At 39.4% G+C, this 25,935-nt stretch carries 24 protein-coding genes; 6 read left to right on the forward strand and 18 right to left on the reverse strand.

Translation table 11 applies throughout. The features are described from left to right. Positions 1–83: 83 nt before the first annotated feature. Both AAEU29_RS05470 and AAEU29_RS05475 read left to right on the forward strand, forming a co-directional pair. Complete coding sequence (locus tag AAEU29_RS05470; RefSeq protein WP_421972398.1) at positions 84–890, forward strand: cytochrome C assembly family protein; 807 nt, start codon at positions 84–86, stop codon at positions 888–890. Between the two features lie 97 nt (positions 891–987). Then, entirely contained in the window at positions 988–2,256 is a 1,269-nt protein-coding gene (locus AAEU29_RS05475; RefSeq protein WP_421972399.1) for an HlyC/CorC family transporter, read from the forward strand. 120 nt (positions 2,257–2,376) lie between these two features. On the opposite strand, the gene AAEU29_RS05480 is transcribed toward AAEU29_RS05475, so the two are convergent. Next, positions 2,377–2,982, reverse strand: coding sequence for a transglycosylase SLT domain-containing protein (locus AAEU29_RS05480; protein WP_421972400.1), 606 nt, complete (start codon positions 2,980–2,982; stop codon positions 2,377–2,379). Positions 2,983–3,084: 102 nt separating this feature from the next. Beyond that, complete coding sequence (gene gshA / locus AAEU29_RS05485) at positions 3,085–4,653, reverse strand: glutamate--cysteine ligase (RefSeq protein ID WP_421972401.1); 1,569 nt, start codon at positions 4,651–4,653, stop codon at positions 3,085–3,087. Between the two features lie 270 nt (positions 4,654–4,923). Here gshA and AAEU29_RS05490 point away from each other — a divergent pair, with 270 nt between their 5' ends. Continuing rightward, positions 4,924–5,349, forward strand: coding sequence for a DUF4124 domain-containing protein (locus tag AAEU29_RS05490; RefSeq protein WP_421972402.1), 426 nt, complete (start codon positions 4,924–4,926; stop codon positions 5,347–5,349). A gap of 40 nt (positions 5,350–5,389) precedes the next feature. Here the strand turns inward: AAEU29_RS05490 and clpB are convergent, their stop codons facing one another. The 3 genes from clpB to rluD all read right to left on the reverse strand — a co-directional run bounded on the left by clpB (position 5,390) and on the right by rluD (position 9,792). Continuing rightward, on the reverse strand, positions 5,390–7,966 hold the full coding sequence (clpB, locus tag AAEU29_RS05495; RefSeq protein ID WP_421972403.1) for an ATP-dependent chaperone ClpB: 2,577 nt from the start codon (positions 7,964–7,966) through the stop codon (positions 5,390–5,392). A 114-nt stretch (positions 7,967–8,080) separates the two neighbouring features. After that, the gene (gene pgeF / locus AAEU29_RS05500) at positions 8,081–8,815 is read right to left on the reverse strand and encodes a peptidoglycan editing factor PgeF (RefSeq protein ID WP_421972404.1); all 735 of its coding nucleotides are present in this window, start codon (positions 8,813–8,815) and stop codon (positions 8,081–8,083) included. Continuing rightward, positions 8,815–9,792, reverse strand: a complete 978-nt coding sequence (gene rluD, locus AAEU29_RS05505) for a 23S rRNA pseudouridine(1911/1915/1917) synthase RluD (RefSeq protein ID WP_421972405.1) — start codon at positions 9,790–9,792, stop codon at positions 8,815–8,817. Before rluD ends, pgeF begins: the two co-directional genes overlap by 1 nt. A gap of 137 nt (positions 9,793–9,929) precedes the next feature. Between rluD and AAEU29_RS05510 the strand changes: the two genes are divergently transcribed. Then, positions 9,930–10,694, forward strand: a complete 765-nt coding sequence (locus AAEU29_RS05510; RefSeq protein ID WP_421972406.1) for an outer membrane protein assembly factor BamD — start codon at positions 9,930–9,932, stop codon at positions 10,692–10,694. Between the two features lie 67 nt (positions 10,695–10,761). Here AAEU29_RS05510 and AAEU29_RS05515 read toward each other — a convergent pair whose 3' ends face one another. Further along, on the reverse strand, positions 10,762–11,100 hold the full coding sequence (locus AAEU29_RS05515; protein WP_038640527.1) for a P-II family nitrogen regulator: 339 nt from the start codon (positions 11,098–11,100) through the stop codon (positions 10,762–10,764). A gap of 182 nt (positions 11,101–11,282) precedes the next feature. Between AAEU29_RS05515 and AAEU29_RS05520 the strand changes: the two genes are divergently transcribed. Next, positions 11,283–11,819 (forward strand): GspH/FimT family pseudopilin, encoded by a 537-nt coding sequence (locus tag AAEU29_RS05520; protein ID WP_421972407.1) that lies wholly within the window; start codon positions 11,283–11,285, stop codon positions 11,817–11,819. Positions 11,820–11,864: 45 nt separating this feature from the next. Next, the gene (locus AAEU29_RS05525) at positions 11,865–12,386 is read left to right on the forward strand and encodes a GspH/FimT family pseudopilin (RefSeq protein WP_421972408.1); all 522 of its coding nucleotides are present in this window, start codon (positions 11,865–11,867) and stop codon (positions 12,384–12,386) included. Between the two features lie 416 nt (positions 12,387–12,802). Here AAEU29_RS05525 and AAEU29_RS05530 read toward each other — a convergent pair whose 3' ends face one another. From AAEU29_RS05530 to ribF, 12 genes are all read right to left on the reverse strand, one after another. Continuing rightward, positions 12,803–13,207: a type IV pilin protein gene (locus AAEU29_RS05530; protein ID WP_421972409.1), complete on the reverse strand. Its 405-nt coding sequence runs from the start codon at positions 13,205–13,207 to the stop codon at positions 12,803–12,805. 2 nt (positions 13,208–13,209) lie between these two features. Next, positions 13,210–16,398 carry a pilus assembly protein gene (locus tag AAEU29_RS05535; RefSeq protein ID WP_421972410.1) on the reverse strand — a complete coding sequence of 1,063 codons (3,189 nt, stop codon included), beginning with the start codon at positions 16,396–16,398 and terminating at the stop codon, positions 13,210–13,212. A 1-nt stretch (position 16,399) separates the two neighbouring features. Further along, positions 16,400–16,870: a hypothetical protein gene (locus tag AAEU29_RS05540; protein WP_421972411.1), complete on the reverse strand. Its 471-nt coding sequence runs from the start codon at positions 16,868–16,870 to the stop codon at positions 16,400–16,402. Beyond that, on the reverse strand, positions 16,858–17,871 hold the full coding sequence (locus AAEU29_RS05545; protein ID WP_421972412.1) for a PilW family protein: 1,014 nt from the start codon (positions 17,869–17,871) through the stop codon (positions 16,858–16,860). Before AAEU29_RS05545 ends, AAEU29_RS05540 begins: the two co-directional genes overlap by 13 nt. Then, positions 17,871–18,437, reverse strand: a complete 567-nt coding sequence (pilV, locus tag AAEU29_RS05550) for a type IV pilus modification protein PilV (protein WP_421972413.1) — start codon at positions 18,435–18,437, stop codon at positions 17,871–17,873. The genes AAEU29_RS05545 and pilV overlap by 1 nt, the downstream gene beginning before the upstream one ends. 108 nt (positions 18,438–18,545) lie before the next feature. Beyond that, positions 18,546–19,253, reverse strand: a complete 708-nt coding sequence (locus AAEU29_RS05555) for a LytR/AlgR family response regulator transcription factor (protein ID WP_421972414.1) — start codon at positions 19,251–19,253, stop codon at positions 18,546–18,548. A gap of 2 nt (positions 19,254–19,255) precedes the next feature. Then, complete coding sequence (locus AAEU29_RS05560; protein ID WP_421972415.1) at positions 19,256–20,257, reverse strand: sensor histidine kinase; 1,002 nt, start codon at positions 20,255–20,257, stop codon at positions 19,256–19,258. Between the two features lie 24 nt (positions 20,258–20,281). Beyond that, positions 20,282–21,211 carry a 4-hydroxy-3-methylbut-2-enyl diphosphate reductase gene (gene ispH / locus AAEU29_RS05565; RefSeq protein WP_421972416.1) on the reverse strand — a complete coding sequence of 310 codons (930 nt, stop codon included), beginning with the start codon at positions 21,209–21,211 and terminating at the stop codon, positions 20,282–20,284. After that, positions 21,211–21,651, reverse strand: coding sequence for an FKBP-type peptidyl-prolyl cis-trans isomerase (fkpB, locus tag AAEU29_RS05570; RefSeq protein WP_274763586.1), 441 nt, complete (start codon positions 21,649–21,651; stop codon positions 21,211–21,213). The genes ispH and fkpB overlap by 1 nt, the downstream gene beginning before the upstream one ends. Further along, entirely contained in the window at positions 21,648–22,136 is a 489-nt protein-coding gene (gene lspA / locus AAEU29_RS05575) for a signal peptidase II (protein WP_372766878.1), read from the reverse strand. The genes fkpB and lspA overlap by 4 nt, the downstream gene beginning before the upstream one ends. 9 nt (positions 22,137–22,145) lie before the next feature. After that, positions 22,146–24,974: an isoleucine--tRNA ligase gene (gene ileS / locus AAEU29_RS05580; protein ID WP_421972417.1), complete on the reverse strand. Its 2,829-nt coding sequence runs from the start codon at positions 24,972–24,974 to the stop codon at positions 22,146–22,148. 25 nt (positions 24,975–24,999) lie between these two features. Continuing rightward, entirely contained in the window at positions 25,000–25,926 is a 927-nt protein-coding gene (gene ribF / locus AAEU29_RS05585; protein ID WP_421972418.1) for a bifunctional riboflavin kinase/FAD synthetase, read from the reverse strand. Between the last annotated feature and the right edge of the window lie 9 nt (positions 25,927–25,935).

Here is a 25,935-nt window from a genome sequence, read left to right on the forward strand (position 1 = left end):
TTCACTCCTTGGGCTAGGCTTTTAGTGATTGATAAAATACAATGAGGTAAAAATTTTAATCAAAATCGATTTATAACAAAGTCATGAATTTAATTGTTTTAACTGTTATTGCGAGCCTTTTTTATAGCCTCTCCACAATGCATGTGGTGAGTAAGTTGTTTGACAAGCAAGGCCCAAATCAAAAGAAGACTTTGTTGCTTAGTACCGTTGCTATTTTGCTGCACTTAGCAGTACTGGTTAATTCGATTTTTACTGAAGGCGGTCAAGACCTTAGTTTTGCTAATGTTGCATTACTCATTTGTTGGCTGATTGTTGTCTCTGTCACCACGGTATCGCTGCGTTTTCCGGCAACCTTATTATTACCTGTGGTGTATGGCTTTGCGGCGATTTTATTAATTGCCAGCTTATTTATCCCTCATCATGTAATATTGCAATCAGTTAACTTTGAGCTCGGCCTTGTATCACATATCTCACTGGCGTTTATGGCCTACTGTGTACTGATTATTGCGACTTTATACGCTATTCAATTTTACTTTATTAATCGTCGCCTAAAGCGCAAAGACATGTCTATTGTGACAAGTCACCTACCACCTTTAATGCTGGTTGAAAGGCAGCTCTTTCATTTAGTTTCAATGGGTTCGTTATTGCTCACCTTTGCATTAGCCACCGGCTTTTTATTTATAGATGATATGTTTGCTAAAGGTTACGTGCACAAAACTGTTTTATCATTATTAGCTTGGGTGTTATTTGTTGCTGTTGCATGGGGCCATAAGTATCGTGGTTGGCGCGGTAAAAGCAGTGTAATCACCACTATTTGTGCTGCAACACTACTGACACTTGCCTATTTTGGAAGTCGTTTTGTGCAAGAAGTTATTCTAGGTAAATTCTAATCTCGTTGATTTTGCTATTATTGAACTAATAGATTACTTGACTAATAACGTTAACTAAGAGTTAATACCCTTTCGACTGTTTTTAAAGGATCCCTCATTGGACGCCATATCGACAAGTACGTTATTCATCATTCTTGGTGTATTAATATTACTTTCAGCTTATTTTTCTAGTTCCGAAACTGGCATGATGTCGCTTAATAAATACCGCTTGCGACACCTCGAAAAAGAGCACCACAAAGGCGCCAAACGGGTTAGTAAGCTGTTACAACGTCCAGATAGACTGATAGGGCTTATTCTTATCGGTAACAACTTAGTAAATATCGCAGCGTCATCCGTTGCAACGATTATCGGTATTCGCTTATTTGGTGATGTCGTTGGTCTTGCTGTTGCTACCTTTGGTTTAACTTTCATCTTACTTATTTTTGCTGAAGTAACGCCAAAAACTCTGGCGGCTCTATTTCCTGAAAAAGTAGCCTTTCCAAGTTCAATTATTCTCAAATACTTACTCAAACTGACCTTGCCATTTGTTATGGCACTTAATTGGATCACCAACGGCATTTTAAAGTTGTTTGGTATTAGCCCAGAACAAATTGAAGAGCACAGTTTAAGTAAAGAGGAATTAAAAACCGTTGTAAACGAATCTGCAGCGCTGTTACCTGAACGTCATCAAAATATGTTGGTTTCAATTTTAGACCTTGAACAAGTTAAAGTTGAAGACGTTATGGTGCCACGTAACGAAATCGTCGCAATTGATATCAATGACGACTGGAAGCTGATTATGCGCCAATTAACGCATGCACAGCATACACGTGTTTTACTTTACCGTGAAAATATTGATGATTCTGTTGGCTTTATTCATGCGCGAGACGCACTTCGCTTGCTTACTAAAGAACAGTTCACCAAAGCGACATTGCTGCGTGCAGTACGCGAAATCTATTACATTCCTGAAGGCACATCGCTTAATGTGCAACTACTTAAGTTCCAACAAGCAAAAGAGCGCATTGGTATTGTGGTTGATGAATACGGTGATATTCAGGGGCTTGTAACACTTGAAGATATACTTGAAGAAGTAGTAGGTGATTTTACCACCAGCATGACACCTACACTGAGCGAGAACGTTCATCCTCAGCAGGATGGCTCTTTCTTAGTTGACGGCAGTGCCAACATCCGCGATCTTAACAAAGAAATGAATTGGGACTTTCCAATCGATGGACCAAAAACGCTTAGCGGTTTAATTATCGAGTTTTTAGAAGATATTCCAAGCGAAAAAGTAAGTATGCGTATTTCTGGCTACCCAATTGAAATAGTCGAAGTAAACGAAAATACTGTTAAGCTTGCGCGGATCATGCCTGAATTTAAGAGATAAATGTTCAGGGTTCAGGGTTCAGGGTTCAGGGTTCAGGGTTCAGGGTTCAGGGTTCAGCAGAAGTTTAAAACAGGTTTTAGCAATCGTCTAAAACCTGTTGTCTGAACGCTAAAATCTTCATTAACTAAATAAACGTTGTAACCAATTCTTATCTAAGTCTTCTTCACACTTTTTAAGTTGCACACCATAATTACCTGTGCGCACTTTTACCTTTTGCGCCGTTTTCATTAACCATGCTTTGTTTTTATAAGTACCGCGGCGGTAACCACCCCACCCTTCATGGTAATTTAAATATTGGCCATAAGCGTCCCATTTGGACACCCCATTAATCTTATGCGTGTTGTAAACAAACCAGCCCATAAAATCGATAGCATCACCAAAATCATCACGGTCTGCACCGCTGTTACCACTTTTGTTCACATAGTCATTCCAAGTGGGAGTTTTGGCTTGAGAGTAGCCATAAGCAGAACTGGCTCGTCCAGTTGGGATGAAACCTAGAAAATACTCCATCGGTGGTGCCGCATCGTGTTTAAACGAGCTTTCTTGGAACATCATACTCATTAATAAGTGCTTCGGCGCACCCCACTTTTCTTGTGCATCTTTGGCATCAAAATACCAATCGCGATGCTCAAAAAAGATATCGCAAATATTATTTGGATTTTGCGGCGGCGGTGTAGCACACCCGACCAAGGTACCAGCTAAAACTAATGGCAATATTTTTTTCATATTATTTTTGAACTTTACTAGCAAAAACATATCTGACTTATTAAGTAAAACACAATGTTTCATCCCTGAAAGCGAAACGCGGCCATCTAGCCGCGTTTTTTATTACTTAAAGTAATCATCTAAAAACTCAATAAAGCTTTTATCGTCACTTTCTTCTATTTCTTTTTGTTTCTTATGCGACTCAATCGCTTTAGCTAAGAACAGCGCTTCATCAAACACCTGGTAATTACTTGCCAGTGTTTTTAACTTATATTCATTCGCAAGCTTTAACGCATAATGACCATTATCTTCTTGGCTTTCTAATAGATTAGCTAAGAACTGTCCAGAATAAGTGAGTTCTGGGTGAGTAATTGTTTTGGCAAACTTTGCAATAACGTCGCTATATTGCGTTGTCTCAAATGCTTCATCAAATAAACTTGCAACTTTAGCGAGCTCAACAAAGATTGATTCTGCCCATGAAGACAGAGTTTGTGCTTTACCTTTATTTGATAATTCAAGCCCAGCTAAACGCCCTTGATTAACCACTAAATCTAAGTTTGCCTGTGTTTCAATTTGCTCTTGCCATGCTAAATCTGCTGATGGCTTGATTGCGCAATACAACAGGAACACATCTAAAAACAGAATTTGCTCTTTACTAATCCCCACTTCTGAAAATGGATTAACATCAAGTGCACGCACCTCAATGTACTCTACACCGCCATCCGCAAGTGCTTCGCTCGGAGTCTGCCCCGATTTAGCATTTCGCTTTGGCCTGATTGGCGAGTAGAACTCATTCTCTATTTGTAAGATGTTTTGGTTTAGCTGTTTTGCTGGTTGATCTTTATAGTTACCAAATTGCTGATACAAGTCAGACGTCATAGAAATAGCTTGTTTAAAACCTTCAAGATATTCTTCTAGGCTATTGTAGGTCACGCGTAAGCTTGATTGCGCACTATTAGTGTAACCTAAATCTCCTAAGCGGAGTGAGGTAGCATAAGGCAAGTAAAGCGTGCCATTACCTAATGACTCGAATGGTAAATTGGTTTTGCGACCACCTAAAAACGAGCTACAGAGCGCTGGCGACGCGCCGAATAAGTAGCTAATAAGCCACAGCTCACGTTTAAAGTTTCGAATTAAACCAAAATACTTGTCTGATATATAGTCACTTAATTGTGCCGTGTTCTCTTCAACTGCTTGTAACTTTTGCCAAAACTCAGTTGGGAAAGACAAATTAAAATGTACACCTGCAATGGCTTGCATCATGCTGCCGTAGCGGTTTTTTAGACCTTTACGGTATAAAGTCTTCATTTGACCAATATTAGAACTGCCATAATCGGCTAGTTTGATTTCGTCTTGGTCTTCAATAAAACATGGCATGCTAAGCGGCCATAATTCTTCATTATCAATATTAGACAGCGTAAATTTATGAATATCTTCAAGTTGCGCAAGGGTCGTATCAATATCACTACACGCAGGCGTAATAAACTCTAATAACGATTCAGAAAAATCAGTTGTGATGTATGGATGCGTTAATGCACTACCAAGGGCAATTTGATGAGATGTTTGTGCTAAACGGTGTTTATTAATACGTAAACACTCTCTTTCAACACCGCGTTTGATACCTTTTAATGCACTTGCAGAACCTTGTTCAGATAAGGTGCTTAGTATCGAATCAATTGACGCTGTTTTCAAAAATTCTGTCCTCTCACAGCGAATCCTTACCAAGGTTGTCGCTTTTTCAATATCTTATCAATGTATGGTCAACATTGCGATACCTCAAGATGTAAGATCAAAATTAATCGTAACGAGATTTTAATGATAATAGTGCAACAATATTTACAAAGGCTAAAAGGATAATGAGATTAGTAGCTTAGACAAAATAAATCAGCCTAAAAGGCAGTAGCCTTCAACAAAAGCTTAGGCTATAGTTAAAAACATAATTAGTTTAAGGAAAGTAAAAACATGTACAGGTTTACTGTCATCACCCTACTATTTGCAATTGTGACGTGCTTCGCGAGTAAAGCTGATGCCAAACAATTAACGGTTTACAGCTGGGTAGACGAAAAAGGTGTCGCGCATTTTTCATATGTTGAGCCTTCTCAGAAAAACGGTGTGCGTTCTTTCGAGCTAAAAGATCACTCCTCTTTTGGTGCTGAAAAAAGAAAACTAGATGGCGAACAAGAAACAGCTACTGACGATAAAATAGATCCTTTATTAAGCCGCAAACAAGAATACTGCGACAATGCAAAACACAATTTAAGTGTATTAGAAAACTATGCACAAGTGACGCAAGTTGATGATAAAGGACAAGAGATCACCATCTCAGGCGATGAAAAAGAAAAATACAAAAAACAAGCCAAGCAGCGTATAAAAGCATTTTGTAACTAATAAAAAACCACCCAATGGGTGGTTTTTTATTTTAGGTCTATCACTTTGCAGTGATTACCATCTCATCTTCTTTGCAATCGACAATAAAACAACTACCTGCTTTAAAATCACCTGATAACAAAGTTTGTGCCAATGGATTTTCAATCGTCTGCTGAATTGCGCGTTTGAGCGGACGTGCTCCAAATACAGGGTCAAACCCTGCTTCTGCAATTTTATCAAGCGCAGCATCTGTTAGCTCAAGCTGGTAGCCATTATCAATTAAACGCTGCTCGAGACGTTGTAACTGAATTTGAGCAATATTCTTAATATGCGCTTGAGCCAGCGGATGGAATACCACGGTTTCATCAATTCGGTTAATAAACTCAGGTCTAAAGTGCTGTCCAATCACTGACATTAAAGTATTTTTAAGACCCACATAGTCATTATTACCGGCCTGCTCCTGAATAACATCTGAGCCTAAGTTAGAGGTCATGATAATTACAGTATTCTTGAAGTCGATTGTACGCCCCTGACCATCCGTTAAACGGCCATCATCGAGTACTTGCAATAGAATGTTAAATACATCTGGGTGTGCTTTTTCAACTTCATCAAGTAAAACCACTGAATAAGGTTTACGACGAACCGCTTCAGTTAAGTAGCCACCTTCTTCATAGCCAACATAGCCTGGAGGTGCACCAACAAGTCGAGCCACCGAGTGTTTTTCCATAAACTCAGACATATCAATGCGTACCATGGCTTCTTCAGTATCAAACATAAAGTTCGCAAGCGCCTTAGTCAGCTCGGTTTTACCAACCCCTGTCGGACCTAAGAACAAGAACGAACCAATTGGACGATTTGGATCTGCCAAGCCTGCGCGCGAACGTCGTATCGCATTTGAAACAGCAACCACAGCTTCGTCTTGACCAACCACTTTTTCGTGTAATTTGTCTTCCATTGAAAGCAGTTTGTCGCGTTCACCTTGCAGCATTTTTGCCACCGGGATACCAGTCCAACGGGAGAGAATTTCAGCAATTTCATTCTCGCCTACTTTGTTAACTAACAAGCTCATATCTTGCATTTCAGCTTGCGATGCTAAATCAAGTTTGCGCTCAAGCTCTGGAATACGGCCGTACTGTAACTCACTCATGCGTTGTAAATCACCTGCACGCCTTGCAACTTCAAGGTCAAGTCGAGCTTGTTCAAGCTCAGTTTTAATTACTTGCGTACCTTGCAACGATGCTTTTTCAGCATTCCATACTTCATCCAGTTCGTTGTATTGACTGTCGAGTAACTTTATCTGTGCTTGAATATCTGCCTGACGCGATTTAGAGGCTTCATCGGTTTCTTTCGCAAGGGCGTTATCTTCAAGCTTAAGTTGAATGATCTTACGCTCTAAACGATCCAGCTCTTCTGGTTTTGAATCGATTTGCATACGAATGTTTGAACCAGCTTCATCAATCAAATCAATGGCTTTATCCGGTAATTGACGATCACTAATGTAACGATGTGAAAGCGTAGCTGCAGCAACAATTGCAGGATCTGTAATTTCTACACTGTGGTGAAGCTCGTAACGTTCTTTTAGTCCGCGTAAAATGGCAATAGTGTCTTCGACACTGGGTTCTTCAACAAGTACTTTTTGGAAACGTCGTTCAAGTGCCGCATCTTTTTCAATGTACTGACGATATTCATCAAGCGTTGTCGCGCCAACACAGTGAAGCTCACCACGAGCAAGTGCAGGCTTAAGCATATTACCGGCATCCATCGCACCGTCGGTTTTGCCCGCACCAACCATAGTATGAATTTCATCAATAAATAGAATGATTTGCCCTTCTTCTTTGGCAAGTTCATTGAGTACCGATTTTAAACGCTCTTCAAATTCACCTCGGTATTTAGCACCCGCTACAAGTGCCCCCATATCGAGCGATAATACACGTTTGTTTTTTAGACCTTCCGGTACTTCACCATTAATAATGCGCTGTGCTAAACCTTCAGCAATAGCGGTTTTACCCACCCCAGGCTCACCAATCAACACAGGGTTATTTTTGGTACGGCGTTGTAATACTTGAATCGTTCTGCGAATTTCTTCATCGCGACCGATAACAGGATCAAGTTTACCTAGCTCTGCACGTTCAGTTAAATCAACTGTGAATTTTTCAAGGGCTTGGCGTGTATCTTCCGCATTAGGACTATCCACTTTTTGGCCACCACGTATGGCACTAATAGCCGTTTCTATTTTATTTTGTGTGAGACCAAATTGTTTAAATAAAGCGCCAAGTGGGCCTTTATCTTCACAGGCAACCAAAATAAAAATTTCACTCGAAATATAGGAATCTTTTCGTTTTTGAGCGTGTTTATCGCAAAGGTTAAGCAAGTTAGCCATGTTGTGTGATAATTGAACATCACCACCTACACCGTCAACCTTAAATAACTTATCTATTTCGGCAGACACCTTTGTCATCATTTCGTCTGCGTTGACACCTGCTTGCGCAAGTAATGCACGAACACTTGAACCGGTTTGCGTTAGCAAACTGTACATTAAATGAACTGGTTCAATAAATTGATGGTCGCGACCAAGTGCTAATGATTGCGCATCAGCAAGGGCAGCTTGGAATTTACTGGTAAATCGATCTAAACGCATGCTAAATACCCTTATGAAAATAACTTCTATTGTAGTTATAAATGGGTATGAATATTTTTAAGATCAAGAGGAAAGAATAAATACGGCTTAATTTATTTACACTAATGTGACTATTTATTGTTCAATATAAATAATATGTGCATTGCGCCCTGTTTTGCCATCTCGGCGATAGGAAAAGAATAAATCTTCTTGATTAACAGTGCAGTATTCTCCACCTGTTACCTTGATTACATTATTTTTTGCAAGTACAAGCCGCGCCAGTTGGTAAATGTCTGCTAAAAATTTATTCGGCTGGTTAAGGATAGGTTTAAAGCAACTGTTAGCTTCTTTATGCTTGTCACAAAATGCATCGCGTACTTCTTTGCCAACTTCAAATGCAGTTGGGCCAATTGCTGCGCCAAAGTGGGCGATTAAATTTGTTGCTTTGAAACACGCTAAGGTATTTCCAATCACCCCATTTAATAACCCGCGCCAACCAGCATGCACAACAGCTACTTCATCTCCAAATTCAGAACAAATAAATACAGGTAAACAATCAGCCGTCATGATTGCAAGTGGCGTATTCGTTTGCCGTGTATAAAGTGCATCGGCTTCAATTAACAGGTCGGGTTCGCTTTTAGCATCAACCACAATAACCTTATTACTGTGAACTTGCGATAACCAAAATGCGGGCTTTGGTAATCGCTTTGTGAGAAGCGCTCTGTTTTCGATAACATCTTGAGGGTTATCTTCAACGTGAAATGCTAAATTGAGAGAATTAAAAGGCGTTTTTGAAACGCCTCCATTTCGTGTGGTTGAAAAGGCAATTACCTTTGCTGGTGCTTGCCAATTTAACGCAAGTGTTTGCATTAATATCCGATACTCGGATTAGCCTTGGTGTCTTGGCGAAGCGCTTCTGTTAACAGTTGCATATCTTCAGGGATCGGTGCTTGCCAACTCATCATTTCACCTGTAATTGGGTGCTCAAGTTCCAATTTAACTGCATGTAGCGCTTGGCGTTTAAAGTTACGTAGCACTTCAATAAATTCAGGTGATGCATTTTTTGGTGGACGAGGTCTACCATGATAGAGCGGATCACCAATAAGCGCATGATTTAAATGTGCCATGTGCACACGGATTTGGTGCGTACGGCCGGTCTCTAAGCGTAGGCGTAAACGCGTATGTGCTCTAAACTTTTCAGCAACACGGTAATGTGTCACAGCTGGTTTACCAAACGGATTTACCGCCATATGAGTACGTTTTGTGTTGTGACGACCAATTGGCGCATCTACCATACCACCCGCAGTCATTGTGCCATTGCAAATCGCTTCGTATTCACGCGTAAAATTGCGCCTTGCTTGTAGGTTAGCAACTAAATGTGTTTGAGCTGGTACCGTTTTAGCAATCACCATCAAGCCTGTTGTGTCTTTATCAAGACGGTGCACAATACCTGCACGCGGAACCGCATCTATGCCTGGGTAATCGTGCAATAATGCATTCAACATCGTGCCATTAGGGTTACCTGCACCTGGATGCACAACTAAACCAGCAGGTTTGTTTACAACTAGAATGTGATCATCTTCGTACACTTTATCAAGATCAATTTTTTGCGCTTCAAAAACAACTTCTGTTTCAAGTTCTGCATTGATTTCAATGTGTTCGTAACCCATTAATTTTTCTCTTGGTACATTTCGTACCTCACCATCGACAGTTACCATATTGTCGAGGATCCAGTTTTTAATTCGCGAACGCGAATAATCTGGGAACATTTGCGCTAAAATTTGGTCTAGACGTTTACCACCTAGTTCAATTGGTACTTCAGCTGTTAAAGTAATTTGCTCTGCCATTGTGCCGCTTAATTATGTAAAATCCAATGCAAGCTATTGCTTACTCGGTTAGAATCGCTAATATGCATAGTTTACTCGGTTTTGCTGACTGAGCCTAGGGTGGAATCCCAAACAAGATAATAAAAAGGTGTATTTTAATGACAAACGTAGTTGGGAAGCGTTCGCTTAGTAAACGTTCTATTGCAATGTTTTTTGCAATCTCAGTGTTATCAGCATGTTCTTCTGCACCAGATGAAGAAGAAATTCAAAGAGTTCCGAATAAATCAGCACAAGCCCTTTATCAAGATGCTAAAGAAACGCTTGATTCAGGTTTGTATGTGCGTGCAGTTGAATTATTAAGTGCAATTGACTCTCGCTACCCATTTGGTCCGTTATCTAAGCAAGTTCAAATGGATTTAGTGTACGCGTATTATCAATCTAATAATACCGAACAAGCGACTGCAACAATTGACCGTTTCATTAAGTTAAACCCGAATCATAAAGATTTAGACTACATGTACTACATGCGTGGTTTAGTAAATATCAAAGCGCATGAAAACGCGTTCCAAGAGTATTTTGGCATCGACCGCGCTGATCGTGACACAAAACGCACACGCATTGCTTATGAAGACTTCGCAACATTGGTAAAAAACTACCCAGATAGTAAATATACCGATGAAGCAAAAAAACGCATGGCGTGGCTTTTAAATAAAATGGCTCGTTATGAAATTAAAGTTGCGAATTACTATTATGAGCGTGAAGCATACCTAGCAGCAGCTAACCGTTGTAAATATGTTGTAGAACATTTTTCAAAGAGTAGCTATACAACGCAAGCACTTGAATTAATGGTTAAAAGTTATGACAAACTCGGATTAAGCGAGTTAAAAAATAACGCCCAAGCAGTGCTAGATGCAAACAAATAAATACAATTTTGAAAATAAAAAAGGGGCTCTATAGGCCCCTTTTTTATTTTTGAATGCTTGAAAAAGATTAAATCGCAGCTTCGTCTTCTTCTTGTGTACGAATGCGTATAACACGTTCTACTTCTGACACAAAAATCTTACCATCACCAATTTTACCTGTTTGTGCCGTTTCAACTATTACGTCGATGGCGCGATCAACATCTTCATCTGCTAACACAATATCCAGTTTTACTTTTGGTAAAAAATCAACCATGTATTCGGCTCCACGATAAAGCTCGGTATGCCCTTTTTGACGACCAAAACCTTTCACTTCGCACACAGTCATGCCTGTAATACCTATCTCAGAAAGCGCTTCACGAACATCATCCAGTTTGAAGGGCTTAATAATTGCCTCTATTTTTTTCATCGAACCATTTCCAATTTGCTAGTTATCTCCATTTTATCGCGTTAACTCATCAATTCAAGGTATTTACTTATAGACAAAATGGTGAATATTAAAATCAATATAAATAACTGTTCTAAATGAATTAAATGGTCTACTGGCTTGTGATTTTTAAAAGCGTATAATAGCCAAAGGAGGTACAGAATATGAAATATGTACAACAAGGTATTACATTACTAGAAGTCGTAATAACACTTGCGATATTGGGTATAGTCACAGCTATATCACTGCCTAACTTAGGGCCGATGTTAGAATCAGATCGCGCAGATAACTTTATTGATGAATTCAGCAGAACAATTAAATATGCCCGTGCCAAAGCTACATCTACAGATGAGTTTGTTGTTGTCTGTCCTATTGCTGATCCAGAAAGTGGAGGGGCTTGTTCCTCAGATTGGAAAAACCTACCAATTATTGCTTTTGTAGATAAAGCACAAGATTTAAACTTCAATACGACTAACGATCAATTAATAAGGGTCATGTCTTTGCCAAATTCAAATGATAAGGTTAGCCAGGAGAAAGGTACCACAGCCATTACTATTGATAGCCAAGGAAGAGTTAATCAAGAGCATCAATTTGTGATTTGTCCGAATGGTAAAAATGAGAACACTTCTGCACTTCAAATTAGTGTTTCAGGAAATACATGGCAACTTGGCCGAAATGTGCTTACTTGCGGAACCGTTTAAATGGACTAAGCTTCAGACATCTACTTATTTTATGAGGCTTCACGGATGAAGCGTTATTATTTTGGTCATACTCTCGTTGAAGTTTTAGCTTCGGCAGTAATCCTAGGGATAGTTACTAGTGTTACACTCCCTAACCTTTCTCGCTTTTTAGCTCAAAGCCGTCTTGATAATTCAATTACAAAAATAATTAAGTCGCTGCATTTAGCAAGGGGGTATGCCGTCTCACACGCAACAAACATCACCGTTTGCCCTTTAATCTCAGGAAGTTGTACCGACCATTGGCAAAATGCCATTTATATCTTCGAAGATGGAAATAGCAATTTATCATTAGACGAAAATGAATACATCATTAAAGTTATTGCTAAAATACACAAAAATGATGAACTTGATTATCCTCGCACAGCAATAACCTATAGAGCTGATGGTTCAATCAATTTTATGCAATCTGGTAGCTTCCTTTATTGTAATCAAATTTTCACAGACCTAACAGGAAACCAAATTACAGTAAGTCAAGTAGGAAGGGTTCGTATAAAAGACTCTGATAAATGCAAAATACCAACGCTATAACACCATTAACTAAAAGAAATAAAATGCTAATTTAGCACTTTTATTGATTGTTGTGTTTCGTCCTTGATTAGTTTGTCACTCGAGATAAGAAAGATTAAACTCTTTTGCGTAAGATAGGAAAGTATTTTTGTAAGCACTTACAAAGACAATGTTAAGACAAAATTCCTAAAAAATAGTTGCTTAATAGCATAAGGTCGAAGGTTTCAGAACGCCATTTGAAAAAATAATTTAAATAAATAACTCAAAAATTTCGATTCAACTAATTGACTTTTAATTTAGTTTTATTACAAGAGTTGTAAATATAGCGTAATTACCGAATCAATTTATTATATCTGAATATAAAAAACGCCTGATTTAGTAAATCAGGCGTTTTGTTCGGAAAATTTTAACTTATTCGAGGAATACTCATGAATGTTTTACCTATTCCAACAAGTGTTATTCCCCCCTGAACCTGATGCTGTTTTTTGACCAAGTTCGTCTATTTTAAATCCAGAGCACTCAGGATCTTTTGTTGCTGGGTAATCCAACGGAGATGCCGAGATTGTAAAAGAACTACCATCCGAAGTAAGCGTCAAAGAAAATAACCCAGTATCACTTGTATTTGCAACTCCCAAATCACCCAATGCTGATGTATATCTATGATTATCGGCATAGAACTGTTCTTGACGATTAGCAATTTCAAGCAAAGAAGACATGGCTTCAGCTCTTGAACCTTTATATAGGTAGCTCAAATACGAAGGGTAAGCAATCGCAGATAAAATGCCTATTATTGCAACTACAATCATTAATTCTATTAACGTAAAGCCTCTAATTACTTTCATCTTTAATTTACCTTGTTACTTGTTTCTCGGTACATATAGCTACGGTGTGTTTTAAAGCCTGAAAAGCCACCAACAAGTTGAATCTCACCATCTTTCATAAATGGTATTGCATTATCAATTATTGATTTAGCTTTAATAATGCCTGAGTTTTCTTCACCTGAACCTATGCCTATAAGTAAAAACTGAGAGTTTTTATCATCACCTTCAGAAAATACAAGCTCTGGAGTAGGAGGAATGCTATCGCCTGTATTCAAATAAGTTTTATCATAGATATTCACTGCATAGTGAAGATGGAATGCATATAATCGACCCTCTCCTCCAGTCAATGAACATGAAGAGCTACCTGAACTACCTGCAATAAATGTAGGAAAGTATGCTACACCACCAATAATAGCAGGCTTTGCCAGTGCTTTTTCTCCTGCCCCAGTAAGTGCATACTTCCAACCAGTATATTGTGAATATTCAGCCTCTTTCTCTACAAACTTTTCTAAACTTGTAGTAAGACTACCAAACGTGTTCGGGTCAATACTCATCAATTTTGTTGAATCTATTGAGAACGGGATATCAGTTTTATAAGATTTCGTAATAACATTTAAATCACGAATCATATAGAGATAATCACTGCTTGTTTGATCTAAAGGGCTGGTTCTGTCACCACTTCCAATTACAACAGCTTCGAATGGAATTGTGTTTCGAGTAACGTTTATTACTTCGCCCTCTACCTCATAATTCGTAACCTTACTATAGTAACTACGTGCAACTTCTGGTTCATAAAAAAAGTTACCTGACAAAGTTGCAAACTCAAATGCAGACCAATTTGAAGTATTATTTCCTGCTAAGTCAATCCTCCAAATTTTCCCACCTGTATCAGCAGCATACAACCTATCAGTATAACCGTCGTAATCAGAATCGAGTGTGGCAATTCTTCCTGTAATACTGTCTTGGCCATCAAAAGATATGTTATCAGTGCTCCAAACAAGAGTTCCTGACTCTGCATCAACTAAATAAACAGCGGCACCTACAGTATTATCAGCACCTTCTTCAAACTGCTTTTGATCATAACCTGCGCCAAATACCAGCAATGGCTTTTCAGTATAAGAGGGAATATTTACATACACTACTTTAGGCTGTGACCAAGTTTGCCCAAGTTTAGGGTAATCAGCGGCTGTTTTCTTCCATAACAATTTTGGACTAGCAAGGTCTGAAATATCAAGCGCATAATAAGCACTGCCACCTCGTCTCATTCCTAGAAATGCCCAAACTGTTTCACCTGCGTTAACCTTGCCATCACCATTACTGTCGTCATGATAAATCGTCGGTGTCAAATCCATACCATACTTTTTACCTGAATCACTGTCTCTCAGGGCAGGTTGAATTGCAAATAACTCTGAAGGAATAAAAGACCAGATTTCTTTTGCTGCAGTTTCACTTGTGTCCTCAAAAAGATGTACGAAGCCTGAATTAGTTCCCCAAAGTAAATATGTTTTATCATCGGTCGATGATGCATATGTAATTGCTGCAGGTTTAGAGTGAAGAGCGTCTCCAAGAATGTGATTTCTGGCAACAACTGTTCCATCGGTATTGTAGCTATCAATACCTCTCATCCAATCTATCATAGCTTCGGCATCACCTGTTTTTGGAGTAGTTCCATAGTGAGACTGAAGAGCACTATTGACGGCACTTATTATACTGCTATTAGTTTTATTCAATTGACTAAAACCACCTACATCCGTATAGATTAGACGTGTTGTAGGATCTGTAATTTGGTCATCTAACCCACCAACTGTAACGTTACTTCCATCAGCAGCAGGTACTGCTCCTCCTGTTTGAGCAGAGAAATCTTTCCAAAATGTTTTTGCAGTTTCTAAAATTCCACCATTATCATCAATAGCATTGACAGCAGTCTGGTCGACTACTTTTTGACCATCGATTTTTAATTTTTTAATGTTACCGTTCCATTTTGCGAAACCAGAAGGGGCAAATAAAGAATAATATACAAATTCTTTTGTCCGCGTATTATCACTTTGACTTGCGGCAACAGAAGGTGAAGTAAAGTTACCTACCCTATCTAAAATATCGTTTATTGTCGCACCTAAAGATTCAGCTAGTTTACTTGCATTTGTTGCATCTTGATATTTACCGTTACCGTTAGCTTCAGCAGCCATGTTTTTAAGCATTGTAATCGAACTTTGCTTCATACCATTACCAAACCCAATGGTATAAGTATAAACAAAGTTATCTTCAGGTGTGTCTGGATATTGATCGTTTGTTGCCATATATTTAGCAAGTTCTGGTAACAAAGTCTCCGTGCTGGAGTAGGATGTCTTTGTTAATCCTTGAATATTTACGGCTGATGAGGTTCCACCATTAGGGTCACCATCTGTCATGTAAATAACATAAGCATTGTTGTCACAGCGAAGTTTACCATCTGCTGCTGCTCTAAATGGTGATGTATAACTACTACCATCATCAATTGATGTATCTCGTCCACCAAAGTTAGTGGCTTCAAATACATTACCATCGCTTAAGTAACGATAAATTTCAAAAGCACTGTCCATTAAAGGTGTTGCACCTGAAGCTGGTAAACTAAGAACCTTAGATTTAAGCGCATCTTTACTTGGTGCAGAACCAATACCGTAAAGCATATAGCCAGAATTGCCAGAGCCAAAACGAGCTAGACCAAAATCCACATCCTCTGTCGCATCTATTAATGATACAACAGCATCTTTAGCCACTTTCATGCGTGAATCATCACAAGTACTTTGATACCAACCTTTAGTGTCGTTATATTGGTAGCATTTCCCGTCAGCACCAGCTGTTGTAGAGCACTCAACATTGTAAAAACGACGTTCAGTTACAGTGTAAGTATCCCATTTTTTACATACATATCGGCCTTTCCTACTACTCCATTCTTTTCGTAGGCAATGCTTATCTATATCGCCGGTGTCTTCGTCATATCTATATTCAACGTCAACATCTCTGTATTCACCACATTGATCACCTGAAACAGATGACCACTGCATACTGCCCGAGGTATCGAACATTAACATTACTCGCGCTTTTTCCTTTTCGTTAAGTAATGAGTTGACATAAATTTCTATGTCTTCAGCAAAAACTTTAGAACTCCATGGAAAGAAAAGTAAAATCACTCCGAGAAAAAATAATTTTTTATATGAATATAAACGAATCATTTTATTGTCCTCCCATCATTTCTTGCTCAAGACCAGTGTTCAGCGTCATGGTGTGCTTATCACCTTTACCATATTTTCTTGACGTAGTTAGTTTCAAATAATTACATTTGATATTTGGAGTAGGGGCAAAACGAGGTGGACATTCGAGTAAGTCTGTTACAGGGCTCGTATTTTCATTCACCATAACTATTTTTGAACCTGTTGAAGAAAGCGTAATCGTTGTGTCAGAACCATAAGCACTTTTCTTTAATAAAAATTTACTTGCACCTTTATTATCAAGTTGCTCTTTAATTTGTTTTTCTGTATCTCCGCGAGCAATGGACTCTGTTCGATAACTTTCCTGTGTTGCATTCACCATTTTACTATCTAAGGCACTACCACTCATTACACTTACAGCAATGCCTGATACCATTAAAATCATAAGCATAGCAGCAACAAGTACAACACCTTTTTGTTTATTTAAATTGCCCATTGGTCACTCCCTACATTCACTAAACGAACTGTCGAAGTTAAAAGTTTACGACGGAAACCATCACTGAAAGTGAACTCTCTCTTAAGATCGCCTTCACCACCCAAAATAAATGTTTGGCTTGAAACTGGATTATGCCTATCTTCCTCAAGAGTGCGTACAAGCAGAAAGATCTGCACGCTAGTTACAACTGCACCTTGCTGATCCCAATCATTTGCAGACATTTGAGATGTTGTTTTATATGTATCAACTCTGTAGTCGCCATCTGTATCTAACCCGAAGATAAATCTAATATTTTCTACACCTTCCATAACAGTTTCAGCACGCATTTCACCATTTGTTAGTCGCATTCGTCTTAATGTCGGTACAGAAACACTTTTGCCGTTTAAAGTGTAGGTTTGATCTTGAACAAAATATACATTGTGCGCATATTCCCATACTTTTGCGTTTCCACCTGGATTAATTACCGCACCAGTGCCCCTTAAAAAGCTCACAGATTGTGTCGTAGCAATAAAATAAGTATTTGTTGGTGAAGTAGCACCCGTAATTTCTTGACCTAAAACACGCTTAATCTGCAATATATCACTTCCCACAAGCGGACTTTTAACACAGTTTAATTCAGTTCCCGATTTAGCTTCTTTAGCATAAATCACCTTAAATGCTGTATTGGCGGCAGCTCCACCTTGTGGGAATGTAGAGTTATTAGTTCCTTCGCTACAATCTGTTGCAGGTGATGTTGGACTTGCGGATGTTAAAATTGAAACACTTGGAGTTCGTGGGAAATTCCCCCAAAAACCAGCTAATTCAATATCCCTCTTTAATAAGTCCATTGCCATGCGACCAGATTCTTGTAACTCACCAATATCCATAGTATCGGCTGTGGTCAACTTCATACCCTGATAGGTAAACATCACGCCTGCCAGTATAAATGCACCAACAAACAGTGAAATCATTAATTCCAACATGGTAAATCCATATTGTTTAATTAGATTAACCTTTCGCATTAAGCTGACCTCATAAATACATAGCTATCCAAAACCACCGTTCTACGGTTAGAAACAGTACCGCATTTTATATCTTTGTTAGTTGTTTCTGATATTTTTTGACGTCCTTGCCATGCAACTACAACGCGTAAGTTGACACCTTTACCATCAAGGGAAGGCATAATACATACAGTGCCATTTGCAAGTGAGCCCGTGTTATCAGCAACTCTAAGTGCCTTTAGCCATTGGAAAAGGTCATATTCAGCAATATTAGAAGAAGAACATTGAGTATTTAAACAATTTTTCTCAACTGGTGTATCTAAATAACTGAATGTCTTCGAGTAATTTGCAACAATATCAGCAGTGTCATTCGCTCGAATGCGTTCAACAATATCATTTGCAAGCGCTAATGCAGCACTACGCTGGTTTGCATCATAGCTAGCCTGTTTTGCACTGGTTTGCAACGCAACAGTACCTAATAAACCAATAGTTAATACGATAAAAGCAATCAACACTTCAATGAGTGTGAAACCTTTATTTCGAGGTTTATTCTTAAAAGAGGAAAAAAGAGAATTCTGTATTCGCATTTTTCATTCATCCTTTAAACTGAAAACTTTCTAGTTTAATAGTCGCTGAACGAAAAACGAAACTCAATTTACAAGTTATTAACGGTAAGAATTTCCGATAAACGGTATTTATTTTTGAAGCAGTTGTTTTAAATTAGGCCACTCTCGGCGGCTAACTTCAATTTTGTCATCTAAATCAAGTAGCTTTAGCCAATGTTTATTGCTGTCGTGACCAATCTCGTAAAGGTAACTACTGTTTACTATGGTATTGCGATGTGCTCTCACAAAAAAGAGTGCGTAGTCGTTCAATAGCTTTTTAAGTGAGCCTTCAATTAAAAAGCTACGTGAGGGTGTAATCACTCTAAGGTATTTATCTTCTGATTTTATCAATCTGATATCGGCAATTAATATTTGTTTGTGTAAACCATTTTCTAGATACTCTAATGCTTCTTGTTGTTTGAGCGCTGTTTGGGCTCGGTGAGCCAATTGCAACCCTGACAAAACTTTAGCTAGCGATACTTCATCAACCGGTTTTACTAAATAACCTTGAGGCAAGACTGAAAATGCTGGCAATGCTTTATCTGTATAAGCGGTAATAAAAATAATTGCGGGGGGCGGCTCAACCTCTTTTAATTTTTGGGCAAGTTCAATGCCTGACATACCCGGCATTTCAATATCTAACAGCGCTAAGTCAGGCATAACATCACTGCATATATTGAGTGCTTCGTTTGCATTTCCGGCTAAGGGTAAAATTGAAAAATCAGGTCGCAGTTTTTGCAATAACCTAGAAATTCTCGCTCTTGCTAAAGGCTCATCATCAACAATTAATACATTCATAACTATCTCGGGATCACTAATTTTGTTCGAAAGCGCTCGCCCTGAATAAAATGCGTAAGTTTAGCGCGCTGACCAAAATACATATGTAGGCGCTCTTTAATGTTCTCTACTGCAATCCCGTTTGAAGGACGAGATTTTGATGCATCTTGCAAATAAGGGTTATCAACAATAAGTGAAATGGAACTGCTACTGACCAATAACTGAACTGACACAGTAGAGCGACCTTCATTTGGTTCCACACCATGACAAATCGCATTTTCCAATAGCGGCTGAATAGTCAATGCGGGCACATTCAATTCAGGCAACTGCTCAGGCAATTGCCAGTCAATAGTTAATCTGTCACCGAAGCGCCATGACTCTACCAACATATACTGCTGTGCCAGTAAAATTTCTTTTTCTAACGGAATCGCTTCATCACAATGCATTGCTGCACGCGATAAATCAGCTAGTGCTAAGATCGTTTTCTCTGCATCTTCAGCATTATGATAAACAAGTTCAGCGGCAATATTTAAACTATTAAACAAAAAATGTGGCCTAATACGCGCTTGTAACGAGCTAAGCTGCGCTTGTGTGGCAATTTGTTCTGAATAGCCCCGCTCTGCATGCATGATACTGAATTGCGCGTAAAGGACAGCAATAATAAAAGCGATAAGTAAGTTTCTACTCAAAAACTCAAACAGAGTAATATTCTCTAGAATTTCTAGCGAAAAAACTAAGTAACTAGTGGCTAAAGTAAAACCGCAGATAACTAAAATCAACACCATCAGTTGTTGGTGATAACTGGCTTTACGCAATTGTGTTTTTAAAAGGTAAATAGAACTGAGGCTTGCAAGTGACACAAAGTGAATAAACAAACTCACAGGTGCGAGTGTCAGCCAAGGATCGGTATGGAGTAATGGAGAAAAGGTTAAAATAATTGCCAACAGCTGTCCAACAATAATGACTGCCAGCAGTGCTCTATCATTAAGTAAGCTTGCTAATAAATCACCTTTAATTTGACTCATTGAAATCATTAGCAAGCCTTACAATTATCTCAATTCAGCGGGTACCGCAAAAATGATGTTTTCTTCTTCGCCTGGGTTTTCGATAGCTTCCGTACCACCCCAAGCTTTTAGTTGATCTACCACTTGTTGTACTAATACCTCTGGTGCAGATGCCCCTGCAGTAACACCAACCGTACTAATTCCAGCAAACCAACTTTGTTCCATAACAGATGCATCATCAATTAAGTGTGCAGGCGTACCCACTTTTGCACTTAACTCACGTAAACGATTTGAATTAGAGCTATTTTTAGCCCCGACAACTAACACTAAATCAGCTTTATCGGCTAAATCTCGCACTGCATCTTGACGATTTTGTGTCGCATAACAAATATCGTCTTTACGTGGGCCGTGAATATTAGGGAATTTTGCACGTAGTGCATCAATCACATCGGCAGTATCATCCACCGACAGCGTTGTTTGGCTGCAATAAAACAGGTTATTTGGGTCTTTCACTGATAAAGTCGCAACATCATCCGGCGTTTCAACCAAATAAATACCGCCTTCATCATTATCGTACTGACCCATTGTGCCTTCCACTTCGGGATGACCATGGTGCCCAATTAACACGCACTCAGTACCTTTACGGCTCGCGCGCGTTACTTCCATATGCACTTTAGTAACCAGCGGGCAAGTTGCATCAAACACTTTGAGCTCGCGACGCTTAGCTTCTTGTCTTACGGCTTGCGATACACCATGCGCACTAAAAATAACAATATTATCATCAGGCACTTGGTGTAGCTCTTCAACAAAAATAGCGCCGCGGTCTTTTAAGCGATTTACCACATATTTGTTATGTACCACTTCATGGCGTACATAAATCGGTGGTTTAAATAAATCTAGCGCGCGTTCAACTATGCTGATTGCTCTATCAACACCAGCACAAAAGCCACGAGGGTTTGCCAATAAAATTTTCATTAGTTTCGCACTTCTAAAATTTCAACTTCAAACTCAACGTGTTGACCCGCTAATGGGTGATTAAAGTCAACCGTAACAGAGTCACCTGCAACTTCGCGAATTAAACCCGGTAAGTCGGTGCCATCCGGTTGTGTAAACGCAATAATTGCACCTACTTCAGCAGGTGTATCAGCACCAAACTTAGTGCGGTCAACATAATAAATATTATCTGGGTTTGGCATACCAAACGCATCTTCAGGTGCTAGCTTAAAGCTTTTTTCATCACCTGCTGATAAACCAAGCAAACACTTTTCAAAGTTTGCCGTTAAGCTACCATCACCCATTACAAGTTTAGCTGGTTTGTTGTGCACTTTGGTTGAGTCTGCAGCCGAACCATCTTCTAACTTAATCGAAAAGTGGAAAATAACTTCTGAGTTCTCACTAATCTTTAAATCTGTCATTTATCGCTCTCTTTTTGCTCAAAAAACGCATCAAGTAACAGCAACGCTGCGCCAATACTGATTGCTACATCAGCGATATTAAACACAGGGAAATCATATTGCTGATAATATACATGAAGAAAATCTATTACGTATCCATGTACTAAGCGATCAATCAAATTACCAATTGCACCTGCCAAAACTAATGCATACGCACTACACAGTAATTTATTAGTTGCTGGTAATTTCTTTAACCAATAAATCAGCAGCACACTTATAGTCACTGCAATCGTACTAAAAAAGTACTTTTGCCAGCCACCTGCTTCACTTAAAAAGCTAAATGCAGCTCCGTAATTATGCACATAAGTGAAATTGAAAACGGGCAAAATATCAATTGTTTGGTAGAGCGACATTTCTGTACTTACTACCCATTTAGATATTTGGTCAAGTGCCAGCAAAAAGATGCTGAGCACTAACCAAATAAGACCACTACGTCCTTTTAACACGCCTATCCCCTAAGCAAATTGACGAACTTCACCTTCGCCATCTACGTTAGTTACACAGCGGCCACAAATATCTTTGTGTTCTTCATGAGTGCCTACATCATCACAGTAATGCCAACAACGCTCGCATTTTTCAGCCGACGTTGCTGCAACAGCAATAAATAGACCTTCAATATCACTTGCCACAGCATCTGCTGGACGATTTTCTTTGCTTTCAACAACCGCTTTAGATGTTAATAATACAAAGCGTAGTTCATCACCTAGTGCAGCTAATTGCTCTTCCAGTGATTTACCTACATAAAGTGTCACTTCCGCTTGTAGCGTCGCACCAATCTTCTCTTCTTTACGTGCAGTTTCAAGAACTTTGTTCACCTCTGCACGTACTTCAAGTAGCTGCTGCCAGAAGTTGTTATCAAACTTAGCTGAATCAGCTTTAACCAGACCTTGGTACCACTCACCTGTAAATACAAACTCATCGCGTTTGCCAGGCAGTACTTGCCAAATTTCTTGTGCTGTAAAGCTCATAATTGGCGCCATCCAACGAGTCATTGCTTCAGCGATATGATAAAGCGCTGTTTGACATGAACGACGTGCAACACTGTCAGCTTTTGCTGTGTACTGGCGATCTTTGATCACATCTAAGTAGAATGAACCTAATTCAACAGTACAGAAGTTCATTAGTTTTTGCGTAACTACCAGCATTTGATATTCGTCATATGCTGCAATTAGCTCATCTTGTAATACCGCTGCACGGTCTAAAATCCAACGGTCAAGCGCAACCATATCATCTGCTGCAACCATGTCAGTTTCTGGATTGAAACCGTTTAAGTTTGCTAATAGGTAACGTGCAGTATTACGAATACGACGGTAGCGATCTGCAGAACGTTTGAAAATCTCATCAGAAACCGTCATTTCAGCTGTGTAATCAGTTGATGCAACCCATAGACGTAAGATATCTGCACCCATCTTGTTCATAATGTCTTGTGGTGAGATTACATTACCAAGCGACTTAGACATCTTGCGACCATTTTGGTCAACGGTAAAGCCGTGAGTAAGCACTTGCTTGTATGGTGCGTGACCGTTAATGGCAACTGATGTCATCATTGACGACATAAACCAACCACGGTGTTGGTCAGAACCCTCAAGGTATAAATCAGCAGGGCCCGTTAAATCTTCACGTGCATCAACCACACATGCGTGCGTCACACCTGAGTCAAACCAAACGTCTAGCGTATCTTGTACTTTTACGTATTGCTCTGCATCGGCTGCACTTAATAGTTCTGTTGTTTCTAGGTCATACCAAGCTTGAATGCCCTTTTCTTCGACTTTAACAGCAACTTGTTCGATTAATTCAGCAGTATTTGGGTGTAAGCTACCCGTATCTTTATCAACAAATAGTGCAATTGGAACACCCCACGTACGCTGACGCGAAATACACCAATCTGGGCGGCCTTCAACCATGTTCGCAATACGGCTTTCGCCCCACTCTGGTAACCACTGAGTCTTTTTAATTTCGTTTAATGAATCTTGACGTAAGTTAGCCTGATCCATGCTAACAAACCACTGTGGTGTTGCACGGAAAATGATTGGCGTTTTGTGGCGCCAACAATGTGGGTAACTGTGATTAAGCGCATGGTGGTGCATTAACGCACCTTTTTCAGTTAATACGTCAATTACGCTAGCATTCGCTTTAAATACATGTTGGCCTGCAAATAGCTCTGTATCAGGTAAGTAAACACCATTTGCACCCACTGGGTTTGCAACTTCTAAGTTGTACTGCTGACCAACCACAAAGTCTTCTTGACCGTGGCCTGGTGCTGTATGTACTGCACCTGTACCAGAATCAGTTGTTACGTGCTCACCTAAAATCACAGGTACTGTGAAATCATAGAATGGGTGATTAGTTTGCAGTAATTCAAGGTCAGAACCTTGGCAATAACCAAGTGCATGGAACTTATCAACGCCGTAACGATCCATTGCATCTTTTACAAGATCAGATGCTAATACTAAACGTTGTTTGCCTTGCTCTGTTTCAACCTGTACTAGGCTGTATTCAAGACCAGCATGTACTGCAACAGCACGGTTAGCAGGAAGCGTCCATGGTGTTGTTGTCCAGATAACAATGCTGATATCGCCTTCACCTTCATGACCATCTGCTAAATTAAATTTAGAGATAAGTGCAGCTTCATCAACAAAAGTAAACTTAACGTCAATTGCAGGTGATTGCTTATCTTGGTATTCAACTTCTGCTTCAGCAAGTGCCGAACCACAATCAGTACACCAATGAACAGGCTTAGAACCTTTGTGTAGGTGACCATTTTTAATGATGCGACCAAGCACGCGAATTGCGTTTGCTTCGAAATCGAAGTTCATTGTTAAGTATGGCTTATCCCAATCACCAAACACACCTAAGCGTTTAAAGTCAGCCTTTTGACCTTCAACTTGCTTTTTCGCGTATTCACGACATTTTTCGCGGAATTCTGCAACAGATACTTTTTTACCAGGCTTGCCTACTTTCTTTTCTACTTGTAGTTCAATTGGTAAACCATGACAGTCCCAACCCGGTACATATGGCGCATCAAAGCCAGATAGCGTCTTAGACTTAATAATAATGTCTTTAAGAATTTTATTTACAGAGTGACCTAAGTGAATATCGCCATTTGCGTACGGAGGACCGTCGTGCAAAATGAATGATTTCTTGCCTTTTTTAGCGGTGCGGATTTGACCATATAAGTCTTTCTCGTACCAAGATTTAAGCATTTGTGGTTCGCGTTGTGCTAAGTTACCACGCATTGGAAACTCAGTTTCCGGCAAATTTAAGGTATGTTTGTAGTCGCTCATTTAATTCTACTTTCCGTATCGGCTACTAAATTAAATCAAAATAGGCTTTTGCAGCTTCAACATCACAAGCAATTTGTGCTGTTAACTCTGAAAAGCTATCAAACTTTTTTTCATCTCGAAGTTTATGCACAGGTGCTACTTCGATAATCTGACCATAAAGATCACGATTAAAATCAAATAGGTGCGCTTCTAAAAGGGTGCGCTTGCCGTTAAAGGTAGGTTTAATACCTATATTAGCAACCCCATAATAAATCTTGTTTGCCACTGTGACTTGAACACAGTAAACACCACTTAGCGGACTCACTTGTCGCTTTAGCGGAATATTCGCAGTTGGAAAACCAAGCTCACGCCCTTTTTTCCAACCATGTGCCACTTTGCCAATCACGCTATATGGTCTGCTAAGCATTTCATTTGCCAGTGCAATTTCGCCATTGCTCAGTGCGATGCGAATTGCAGTACTGCTAACACGACAATCTTGTTGGCGTAAGCTTGCTGTACTTTTGACTTTAAAACCATACTGAGCACCATTTGTTTGCAACATCTCGTAGTTACCCGTACGGCCTTTACCAAAACGGAAATCATCACCTACGGTAAGCGCAGTTACACCCAGTTTTTCAACTAAAATGTGCTCGACAAATTCTGCTGCAGATTGATTTGCAAAGGCTTCATTAAACTTAATGCAGATCACACGTTCCACACCAAGCTTAGATAGCAATGCCAATTTATCTCGCAAGCGCGTTAATCGCGCTGGCGCATCACTTTTTCTGAAATATTCTTGAGGTTGAGGTTCAAAAATCATTACCGTACTTGGTAATTGATACTCTTTTGCATCTTGGATTAGCCCCTTGATAACCGCCTGATGCCCTAAATGCACACCATCAAAATTACCAATAGTTAATACACAGCCTTTGTGTTTCGGCCTTATATTGTGTATACCGCGGATTAACTCCATTACGTACTA

This window comes from Pseudoalteromonas aquimarina (assembly GCF_049257255.1).
Lineage (GTDB): Bacteria > Pseudomonadota > Gammaproteobacteria > Enterobacterales > Alteromonadaceae > Pseudoalteromonas.

What these genes read in the sequence shown, in the direction of transcription:
- clpB (WP_421972403.1), bottom strand. Translation starts at nt 7,966, where the DNA reads ATGCGTTTAGATCGATTTACCAGTAAATTCCAAGCTGCCCTTGCTGAT.
- fkpB (WP_274763586.1), bottom strand. Translation starts at nt 21,651, where the DNA reads ATGACAGATTTAAAGATTAGTGAGAACTCAGAAGTTATTTTCCACTTT.
- AAEU29_RS05525 (WP_421972408.1), top strand. Translation starts at nt 11,865, where the DNA reads ATGAAGCGTTATTATTTTGGTCATACTCTCGTTGAAGTTTTAGCTTCG.
- AAEU29_RS05560 (WP_421972415.1), bottom strand. Translation starts at nt 20,257, where the DNA reads ATGAGTCAAATTAAAGGTGATTTATTAGCAAGCTTACTTAATGATAGA.
- AAEU29_RS05540 (WP_421972411.1), bottom strand. Translation starts at nt 16,870, where the DNA reads ATGGGCAATTTAAATAAACAAAAAGGTGTTGTACTTGTTGCTGCTATG.
- pgeF (WP_421972404.1), bottom strand. Translation starts at nt 8,815, where the DNA reads ATGCAAACACTTGCGTTAAATTGGCAAGCACCAGCAAAGGTAATTGCC.
- ileS (WP_421972417.1), bottom strand. Translation starts at nt 24,974, where the DNA reads ATGAGCGACTACAAACATACCTTAAATTTGCCGGAAACTGAGTTTCCA.
- AAEU29_RS05510 (WP_421972406.1), top strand. Translation starts at nt 9,930, where the DNA reads ATGACAAACGTAGTTGGGAAGCGTTCGCTTAGTAAACGTTCTATTGCA.
- AAEU29_RS05555 (WP_421972414.1), bottom strand. Translation starts at nt 19,253, where the DNA reads ATGAATGTATTAATTGTTGATGATGAGCCTTTAGCAAGAGCGAGAATT.
- AAEU29_RS05480 (WP_421972400.1), bottom strand. Translation starts at nt 2,982, where the DNA reads ATGAAAAAAATATTGCCATTAGTTTTAGCTGGTACCTTGGTCGGGTGT.
- pilV (WP_421972413.1), bottom strand. Translation starts at nt 18,437, where the DNA reads ATGCGAATACAGAATTCTCTTTTTTCCTCTTTTAAGAATAAACCTCGA.
- AAEU29_RS05545 (WP_421972412.1), bottom strand. Translation starts at nt 17,871, where the DNA reads ATGCGAAAGGTTAATCTAATTAAACAATATGGATTTACCATGTTGGAA.
- ribF (WP_421972418.1), bottom strand. Translation starts at nt 25,926, where the DNA reads ATGGAGTTAATCCGCGGTATACACAATATAAGGCCGAAACACAAAGGC.
- AAEU29_RS05535 (WP_421972410.1), bottom strand. Translation starts at nt 16,398, where the DNA reads ATGATTCGTTTATATTCATATAAAAAATTATTTTTTCTCGGAGTGATT.
- AAEU29_RS05490 (WP_421972402.1), top strand. Translation starts at nt 4,924, where the DNA reads ATGTACAGGTTTACTGTCATCACCCTACTATTTGCAATTGTGACGTGC.
- AAEU29_RS05530 (WP_421972409.1), bottom strand. Translation starts at nt 13,207, where the DNA reads ATGAAAGTAATTAGAGGCTTTACGTTAATAGAATTAATGATTGTAGTT.
- AAEU29_RS05520 (WP_421972407.1), top strand. Translation starts at nt 11,283, where the DNA reads ATGAAATATGTACAACAAGGTATTACATTACTAGAAGTCGTAATAACA.
- AAEU29_RS05470 (WP_421972398.1), top strand. Translation starts at nt 84, where the DNA reads ATGAATTTAATTGTTTTAACTGTTATTGCGAGCCTTTTTTATAGCCTC.
- ispH (WP_421972416.1), bottom strand. Translation starts at nt 21,211, where the DNA reads ATGAAAATTTTATTGGCAAACCCTCGTGGCTTTTGTGCTGGTGTTGAT.
- AAEU29_RS05515 (WP_038640527.1), bottom strand. Translation starts at nt 11,100, where the DNA reads ATGAAAAAAATAGAGGCAATTATTAAGCCCTTCAAACTGGATGATGTT.
- rluD (WP_421972405.1), bottom strand. Translation starts at nt 9,792, where the DNA reads ATGGCAGAGCAAATTACTTTAACAGCTGAAGTACCAATTGAACTAGGT.